Source organism: Synechococcus sp. R6-10, assembly GCF_047461815.1.
GTDB lineage: Bacteria > Cyanobacteriota > Cyanobacteriia > Thermostichales > Thermostichaceae > Thermostichus.
Window position 1 is genome coordinate 1 of sequence record NZ_JANSHW010000025.1, and the last position, 6,052, is coordinate 6,052.

A 6,052-nucleotide genomic window follows, 5' to 3' on the forward strand; every position below is an offset into this window, starting at 1 on the left:
AGGCTTTTTGCGCTACAACTTCAACCCAGCGCAGATCTTCATGGGGGATGGGGGGGCCTATTTTTTGGGCTTTACCCTGGCTGGGATCGGGGTGATCGGGGTGGCCAAGGGGGTGACCACGCTGGCAGTGGCTCTGCCTTTCTTTATCTTGGCGGTGCCGATCCTGGATATGTCCACCGTAATCCTCAAGCGGCTGGCCAGGGGGAAGTCGCCTTTCCATCCCGACAAAGGCCACCTGCACCACCGCTTGCTCAAAGCCGGCCTATCCCAGCGGCATTCAGTGCTGCTCATCTACGCCATGACCCTCTGGGGGGGATCCCTGGCCTTGGCCTTGGCGGGCTTGCCAGCAGGGGGCACCTACCTGGGCGGGGCCTCGCTGGTGTTGGCAGGGGTGGCTTGGGGGGCTTGGCAACGGCAACGAGCTTTGCCCTCGGAGGACAGGCCCGAACAGGAATATGTTGCTCCGCAATGCTGTTGCGACCAGGAATGTAAAGAAGATTGAGCTGGGCTTGTTCTCCATCGCTCGCCTGCCTAGACTGGAGGCGCTCTATATTTTTGTTTTGTTGTTTTTTGTTTAGCTCTGTGTTGCCTCATGCGCCCCACACCTGAGTTGGCAGCTCTCCTGCGCCGCACCGCGGATCGTATCCAATCCCAACACTGGGGCTTCTGGGACTGGGAGTACTGCTGGCGGGACAGCACCCGCTGCAATTGCGGCCTGTTGGTGCGAGAAGCCCTGGGCTGGGATCGGCAGCAACTCAGCCTGCGCATCCACCGCGGCACCTGGCGCTCCATCGCCCAGACCGCCTACCGAACTGTTGCCCTGGCCTTGAGGGATCCCTGGCAACTGGAGGGGCAGTGCGAGGCCACCGGCCTGCGGCTGGGGTATGTGTTCGAGAAAATGGCAGAGCTGGGGTTCGACCAACCGGAAGACTTTGCCGCCCTGGAGGAGCTGAGCGATCCCGTAATTCTGGCCCGCCTGGCGGAAAAAGGTGTGGAGCCAGCACAGCGCGACCAGGCGATCCATGTGGCGCTTTACATGCGGGAACTGGCGGACTGGATTGACGAACAACTGCAGGCGCAGGCTCAGATCAGCCGCTTGAGCCAACCTTTGCCCAAAACACCAGGGATCCTCGTCCAACAGTCGGTGCACCTTACTTGAGGAACTCAGTTGCCTTCCTCTACCATCACCACATGGGCAGGGATCCCAGGGGGAAGAGCCTTGCAGCCGGACAAAAAGGCCAGCTCGATTAAGAAGGCAAATCCCCCCACCTCAGCGCCGCTCTGGGCCACCAATTGGGCGGTGGCAGCGGCTGTACCCCCGGTGGCAATGACATCATCCACGATCAACACCCGCTCTCCAGGCCGCAGGGCGTGGGCGTGCAGTTGGAGCTGGTCTTGGCCGTATTCCAGGCTGTAAGTCTGGCTGAGCACCGGCGGCGGCAGTTTGCCTGGCTTGCGAACCGGGACAAAGCCCAAGCCCAGGTGTTGTGCCAAAGCAGCCCCTAAAATGAACCCCCGCGACTCGATGCCGACCACATAATCTAGGGATCCCATGCCGGTGGTGCCGGCGGCCAACTGTTCAATAGCCGCCCGGAAACCTGCCGGATCCTGCAGCAGGGGGGTCATATCCCGAAAGAGGATGCCGGGTCTGGGAAAATCGGGCACCAAGCGAATGAGGGCTCGCAGATCCATCCTGTTTTCCTCGCTGGCCAGTGGCTTGCTGTTCGCGTTAGCGGGACGGAGTCCTCAAAGGGCACTCCAAGCAACCCATCATACTCGGTTAGCTAATGGGCAGATGGGATCCCTTTTGGTCAGTCGAGCAACGGGGAAGATTTTCTATAATTGGCAAGGCTAGGGGCCGCGGCTCACCTGGTCACCCATCTGTGAACTCGGAGACTTCTCATGCGTTATTACATGGCCATCGACTCCAATCCCCTGGCAAGTTTGCCGCTGGCTCTGTTTGGGGTGAGTAGCGAGTCGGCCTATGTCGATCTGCTGCAAGACAAGCTCATTGTGCGGGCGGGCAGCCTGTTCAACGAGACGTTCTCCTTGAGCGAGTTGGGGCGAGGGGAGCGCTTTCCCTGGCCCTGGTACTACGGACTGGGCGTGCGCACCGATTTTCAGGGGATCGTTGGCCCGGTCACCAGCACCCAAGGGGTAATTGCCATTCCACTGGTGCAGGAAAAGCCTCTTTTTATTCCGTTGCTGGGGCCGGTGGGGCTGCAAGTGCCCTGCAAAAAGCTGGTCTTCAGCCTCAAAGATCCAGACACCTTCCTGGCCAACTTCAATCAGGGTCGCCCAGAGGTGAACGCCGGCCCGAAGAGTGTGGTGATTGAGTAGATGGGGATCCCTGTGAAACCTGAGAGACGGCGGCCTGTCAAGAGCCTAAAGAGATCCCCCAGGGGTTGGGGTGACAGGCCCAGAAGCAACGCGGCTTATGCGACGCAAGCCCGGCAAGCCGGCATCCACCACCACCACACTGCCATCCGCTAAGACTACCAAGCCGGCAGGCTGCTCAAACCGGGCTGCCGAGGTGGGGCCATCCTGCCAACCGCGCTGATTCTGTCCGGCCAAGGTGGAAACTTGTCCCCCAGGCTGAAGACGACGAATGCGATGGTTATCTCGGTCGGCCACCCAGAGGTTGCCTGCCGCATCGAAGGCCAGCCCCCCCAGGGTTTGAAAACGGGCCTCTGCCAGGGGGCCATCCCGATAGCCTGGCTCTGCCCCGGAGAGGGTGGTCACTCGTCCGCCAGCAGAGAGCCGGCGCAGGCGATGTCCATCGGCAATCCAGAGGTTCCCCTCCTTATCCACCGCCAGAGCCGTGGGCTGCAGGAGCTGGGCCTGTTCTGCTGGGCCATCGACGGATCCCGGCTGGCCGGTGCCGGCAACCGTGGTCACTTCACCTGCAGGGGTGATGCGGCGGATGCGGCGATTGGCGCGGTCGGCAACGTAGAGGCTGCCATCTGAACCCAAAGCCAGCCCAGATGGCTCCCGGAACTGAGCTCGGTCAAGCCCCCCATCTCGGTATCCGGCTATACAAGTGCCGGCAAAGGTGCTCACCTGTCGTTGCAGGTTGATATAGCGCAGGCAATGGTTGCCGCTGTCGGCCACCCACAATCCCCCCTTGGGATCCCAGAGCAGCCCCTGTGGGGAGTCAAACTGAGCTTGATTGGCTGCTCCGTCGCGGCGGCCTGCTTGGCCTGTGCCGGCCCAAACTTCCAATTCCCCCTCTGGAGACAGCCGGAAGATGCGGTGCTGGGCTCTATCGGCTAAATAGAAGGCTCCTTCAGGATCCACAGCAATGCCGCTGATTTGCTGCAGGTAGATCCTGGACTCGGTGCCGGTGTTATCAGGGGCGTTGCCGACAGGAGCTGCCGCGGGCGAGGTGCGGCCATCCAGCAAAGTTTCCACCACCCAGGCCGATGCTGCCGGAGCAGTGGGGGTGGGAGAGGGGCTGGGGGAAGGAGTAGCGGCAGGCCAATCGTAGACCAGAGTGCCCAACCCTTGCCCGGAAGCATCCGCAACAGCAACCCAAACTGAGCCGGAAAGAGAAGAAGGCGGCATCACCACCAAACGGTCACCGCTGCGGGAGCGAATTTCCCCCCTCAGGATGCGCTCGGGATTGGCTGCTGCAGCAAAGAGAACTGTTTCCACCCGCTCCAAATTTTCCCCTGAGAGCAGCAACGGCTGGCCAAGGGTGGGCGCTGCCGAGCTGGTGTGCAGCAGCGGTACCCCCACCTCAGAGAGCACCAACATAGAAAGGCGGCGCTGGCGCTCTGTGTCTTGGGGAGGACGATTGACACTGCCAGAACTCCCAGAGCGGGCAGAAAGGGTCAGGGATCCCTTCCCCTGCGCCAGAGTGGTGGATCCCCGATAGGCGATGGCGCTGAGCTCCGCTTCCCCGGCGGGAGGATTGGTGAAGGTGAAAGTGGCCGGTTGCCCCGGGCGCAGAGGGGCAGTGGCGGTTTGGCGATAGGTGCCCAGGGTAATGCTCAGGTCGATCCCTTCCACCCCTGGCCAGGTGGGGGTGCGGGCCAGCCAGCGATCCACCTCTGAGGCCGGTAGCTGGGCCACCAGATCGGATCCCTGTTCCTGGAGCAGCAGAACGATGCGGTTGCTGGGCACCGACAAGCCGGACTGGCGGGCTTGCTCGAAAGTGAGAGAAAGCGGGGAGAGAGGGAGAGGAGTTGGGGTTGAAACCGGCTGTAGGGCCGCAGGGGGAAGAACGCTGGGAGACAGACTAGAAGAAGGAAACTCGCCACAGCCCGAGAGAGCCAGCACCAAGGCACTCAGCGCAGGCCAAGATAGCGGTCTCAGGGAAACCCGTCGTGGCATGATGCAGCTCATCCCCTCCCACAAACTGGGAAATGGCGGAAACCCAAACCCCCACGCTTACCTTCATCAGCGTACAAACCGGCGAGAATTGCCCAGCACCCTCTCTGCCGCAGGAGCCACCTCGACCAATGCCTTGGCCCCTGAACCGCATTCCTATTCATGACCAACCCTCCTCACCCGCAGGTGAGTTGCACTCCTCACTCCATCTATCCTTACTCAAATCCCCACCGAAAGACCAGATAGCAGTTTCAGCGGCCAGGAAATCATCCAGGCCATAGCGGTAGCGCTGTAAGTCGATGCTGCCCGCGTTCGCCCGGTTCGGCTATAGAGTGGGGACAGGCCACTCTCGCGGATGAATCAAGTAGACGGTACCCCCGGAGTGCTCCAGCCACAACGACTCTAGCTGTTCGCGGCGGTAGGTACGGCGAACCTCTTCGTTGGTTTTGGCTGCCGGATCGTGGAGGATGGGATCCCCATGGCTAAACTGCTCCGCACCGCTGCCGCGAGCAAACCCCACCAGCACCGCCAAATGACCCTTGCTTCTGGGAATTGGCGCCCCTTCCAGTTCTCCCTCGCCCCAGGCATAGCTGAGGACCACCGGAACCCCTGCCGCGATCCAGGCTTCTGCTTGGGCCAAGCTCTCCAGCCGCGCCACCACGCCGGACAAACCCTGCTCGGCAGCATGGGCGACGTTGAAAGCCCAGTTGCCATGGCCGTCGTAGACCCGGTCGTACACACCGGCCACCGCTGCGCGCACCAGCAGCTCACAGGGGCGGGGATCCCGCTTCCAGTAGGCCATCACCATCGCCAAAGAGGTGGGGCTACACCAGACCTCTCCCCCATCGGGGTACACCATCTGGGAGCACCAAGGCAGATCCAAGATTTTGCCCCAGCGGCTGGGATCCCCAGGGGATAGGCGGCTGGGCCTGACCGGCTCGTTGGAAATGGCAACTGCCACCTGATCCACAACGGCAGAACAGCCTGGCTCTTGCGTGAACAGGCGCACCCTGACCTGGAAGGCTTCTGCTCCGTTGAGGGTATCCTTGAGCACCAGCAAGTCCGTGTACAGGTTGCCATCCTCATCCCCTTGTCCCCGCACCGAGTGGCTGGCCAGAGTCAAGGGATCCGCAGCCCATACCCCGCCGTGATACCACTTTGTCCAGCGGTCTGAAAGCTTGGCCCGAATCCACAGTTCCAACCAGGTGCCGGGGGGCGTGGTGGCATTCCAGGAAGCGATTGCCCCGACCATAGGGAAGCTGGTGGGGACTGCTGGGCTGGTGGCTTCTCCCACCCAGTAGGGGCCAAGGGGATAGAAAGGGCGCCCCCGATCGCGTAAGCGGGACGGAGTCCTTAGCGCCACCTCAGGCTCTTCAAGGCTGACTTCTTGCCGCAAACCCTCTGGATCCAAGACCAATTGCCCTTGGGCGTTCAGGCGGATCCCTTGGGTTGACCAGTGCTGAAACCCCTGAGCTTCTCCTGCCCGCCAGCGCTGAAACCCGGTGCGATAGGTGGAGTGGGTCTGGGCTTGCATCGTCAAGAGTCCTGGAAAAGTTGGAACAGGCTGGGCCAACGTGGGCAACCCGAGCAAGAGCAGCACAACCCCGCTGACCAACCCAGACAGCCCTTGCCGTTCGCGTAAGCAGGACGGAGCATGACTCTAGTCAATAATAAGCTCAACTATACTGAAAATAATGTATAATATGTTCAGTACGGATTA

The 6,052-nt window shown here is 61.4% G+C and carries 6 protein-coding genes; 3 read left to right on the top strand and 3 right to left on the bottom strand.

What is annotated here, in order from left to right:
* Positions 1-502 (top strand): MraY family glycosyltransferase (locus NW837_RS00735; protein WP_414328823.1); only part of this gene is annotated, 502 nt, incomplete at its 5' end.
* A 90-nt stretch (positions 503-592) separates the two neighbouring features.
* Positions 593-1,159, top strand: coding sequence for a hypothetical protein (locus NW837_RS00740; protein ID WP_148202776.1), 567 nt, complete (start codon positions 593-595; stop codon positions 1,157-1,159).
* 5 nt (positions 1,160-1,164) lie between these two features.
* Here the strand turns inward: NW837_RS00740 and NW837_RS00745 are convergent, their stop codons facing one another.
* A complete protein-coding gene (locus tag NW837_RS00745; RefSeq protein ID WP_011434353.1) occupies positions 1,165-1,692 on the bottom strand; it encodes an adenine phosphoribosyltransferase in 528 nt (175 codons plus the stop codon).
* 210 nt (positions 1,693-1,902) lie between these two features.
* Here NW837_RS00745 and NW837_RS00750 point away from each other — a divergent pair, with 210 nt between their 5' ends.
* Positions 1,903-2,340: a hypothetical protein gene (locus NW837_RS00750; protein ID WP_414328824.1), complete on the top strand. Its 438-nt coding sequence runs from the start codon at positions 1,903-1,905 to the stop codon at positions 2,338-2,340.
* A 45-nt stretch (positions 2,341-2,385) separates the two neighbouring features.
* Here NW837_RS00750 and NW837_RS00755 read toward each other — a convergent pair whose 3' ends face one another.
* Together NW837_RS00755 and NW837_RS00760 are read right to left on the bottom strand one after the other, a co-directional pair.
* Positions 2,386-4,335: a hypothetical protein gene (locus NW837_RS00755; protein ID WP_414328825.1), complete on the bottom strand. Its 1,950-nt coding sequence runs from the start codon at positions 4,333-4,335 to the stop codon at positions 2,386-2,388.
* Between the two features lie 322 nt (positions 4,336-4,657).
* Positions 4,658-5,866, bottom strand: a complete 1,209-nt coding sequence (locus tag NW837_RS00760; RefSeq protein WP_414328826.1) for a peptidase C39 family protein — start codon at positions 5,864-5,866, stop codon at positions 4,658-4,660.
* Positions 5,867-6,052 lie beyond the last annotated feature (186 nt).